This window comes from Nonomuraea sp. NPDC000554, assembly GCF_040300065.1.
GTDB lineage: Bacteria > Actinomycetota > Actinomycetes > Streptosporangiales > Streptosporangiaceae > Nonomuraea.
The window spans coordinates 1-1899 of sequence record NZ_JBEPDC010000070.1; the positions used below are offsets into that span (position 1 = coordinate 1).

Genomic DNA, 1899 nt, shown 5'->3' on the forward strand with positions numbered 1-1899 from the left:
ACCCGATGCACACCTCCACCAGCACTCCAGCTGCACATCACCACTCCGCGCGCACTCCGATGAGTCGTCGCATCAAATGCAACTCATCGGGGTTGTAGCTCGATATCTGCCTCTATATCAAGCCGCTGCCCCTTCCGGCGTACTTGGTTGGCGCCCTCTCGGGTGGCGAGCTGTCGGCCGGCGCGGACGCGAAGGGCCTGCAACTCCCGCACGCCCCGCGCCCATGTGCCGTCCCGCTGCCAGCATCGGAACAACCCGTACGCGGTCTCCCACTCGCCATAGCGAGCAGGGACGTCCCGCCAGGGCGCACCCGCCCGCGTCCGCCACCGGATCCTGTCGAGAGCTGCCGTTTCGTCCACTTCGGTGGCCCGGATCAAGGCCGCCTCGTTCCCACGGCAAAAGTCAATGCGCGACGCTGGCCCCGCCCCACTGCGCACGCTGTCTCACGAACCCGAGGTCATACCGTGCTGACCAGCCAAGATCAACACAGCAACCCGAGCGATCTTCAACTAAACGGGCCGACCGCGTTTCGCGAAGCGACTGGTATTACTGGTACATGCAGGAAGAGACCGCGCGGTCCGCGATCGACACGTTCATCTCCGCGTTCAACACCTCGGACGACAGCTATGTGACTGCGCTGCTCTCCCAGGCCCTGACCTCGGACGTGGTCTTCTGGGGGCCGTTGGGCCGCAGCGAAGGGATCGAGGCGGTCGAGCGGTTCGTGCTGGACATCCGGCGCCACCCGGCGGGGACCGGCACGATGGTGCGCTGCTCGGCGGTAGACATGCCTGACGAGTGGGCCCGGTACCAGTGGGTCTTCACCATGCCGGATGGAGGTCCCCGCCTGGCGGGAACGGACGTCGTCCATCTGCGGCGGAGCCTCATCGACCAGGTCATCGTCTTCGCGGGGGAGATCGAGCCGTCCGCCTCCTAAGTCATCCTTCTCTGGCGCCGTCCTTCTCCTGAACCGGCCTGTTCGGCGCTCCGGGGCTGCGGTTCGCGGTTGGTCAGGCTGCGGTGTCGAGGGGGCGTCCGCCCCAGCGGATGCCTTTCTCGCTGCGGATGCGGGCGCGTTCTTTGCGTTCGGCGGCCAGGACGTCGCGGTGGCGGGCGTTGGTGTTGCGCCAGCGCAGGTAGGCGTGCAGGGCCCGGGTCTGCACGGTGTGGTTGGGGTGGTTGGAGTTGGCGATGGTGAACTGCCTCAGGGGTCCGAAGTGCGCCTCGATCGGGTTGGCCCAGGACGCGTAGGTCGGGGTGAAGCACAGCTCGACCTTGATCGTCTTCGCCCAGCGGCGGATGTCGGCGCCTTTGTGGGCGGACAGGTTGTCCAAGATCACGTAGATCGGGGCTCCGTCCGGGCGGCCGGCGCGGATCGACTTCAGCGCGGTCAGCGTGTTCGCGGCACCCTTCCTGCGGTGGTTGACGCCCCACAGCCGGTTGTCACCGATCGAGTAGCAGCCGTGGAAATACCGGACGCCGTGGGTGCGATGGTGGGTGGCGGGCAGTCGGTCGGGGCGTTTGCGCTCGGCCCAGCCCGAGCCCGCGGTGGGACGGATCCCCAGTGGCCCGAACTCGTCGAAGGCGAACACCCGGTCGGGGAAGCGGTCAAGGACCTCCTCGATCCGGTCCAGCTTCGCCTCGCGGTCGGGGTCGGGAGATTCCTTCCAGGTCTTGGTGTGCTGGAAGGTGATGCCGCGGCGGGCGAGTAGGCAGCGTAACGCCTCGCGGCCGATCCGGATGATTCGGCCGTGGACTTTGCGCAGGTAGGCGACGAGCTTGCGCAGGGACCAGCGGGTGAAGGGCTGGCCGAGCTTGGTGGGGCGGGTGGTGGCCGTCTGGATGACGAAGTCCTCCTCGTCAGAGCTGAGTTGGCGGGGACGGCCTCCCGCCCACCGAGGG

The 1899-nt window shown here is 67.5% G+C and carries 3 protein-coding genes; 1 reads left to right on the plus strand and 2 read right to left on the minus strand.

Features of this window, described 5'->3' with window-relative positions; all coding sequences use genetic code 11:
- Nucleotides 1-83: 83 nt before the first annotated feature.
- Nucleotides 84-437, minus strand: a complete 354-nt coding sequence (locus ABT294_RS50645) for a transposase (protein WP_502912253.1) — start codon at nt 435-437, stop codon at nt 84-86.
- Nucleotides 438-556: 119 nt separating this feature from the next.
- On the opposite strand from ABT294_RS50645, the gene ABT294_RS50650 reads away from it, so the two are divergent.
- The gene (locus tag ABT294_RS50650; protein ID WP_350813737.1) at nt 557-934 is read left to right on the plus strand and encodes a nuclear transport factor 2 family protein; all 378 of its coding nucleotides are present in this window, start codon (nt 557-559) and stop codon (nt 932-934) included.
- Nucleotides 935-1007: 73 nt separating this feature from the next.
- Here ABT294_RS50650 and ABT294_RS50655 read toward each other — a convergent pair.
- Nucleotides 1008-1899: IS630 family transposase (locus ABT294_RS50655; protein ID WP_350813738.1), on the minus strand; the 892-nt coding region annotated here is incomplete at its 5' end.

Coding starts and splice junctions, on each gene's coding strand:
- ABT294_RS50650 (WP_350813737.1), top strand. CDS start 557: ATGCAGGAAGAGACCGCGCGGTCCGCGATCGACACGTTCATCTCCGCG.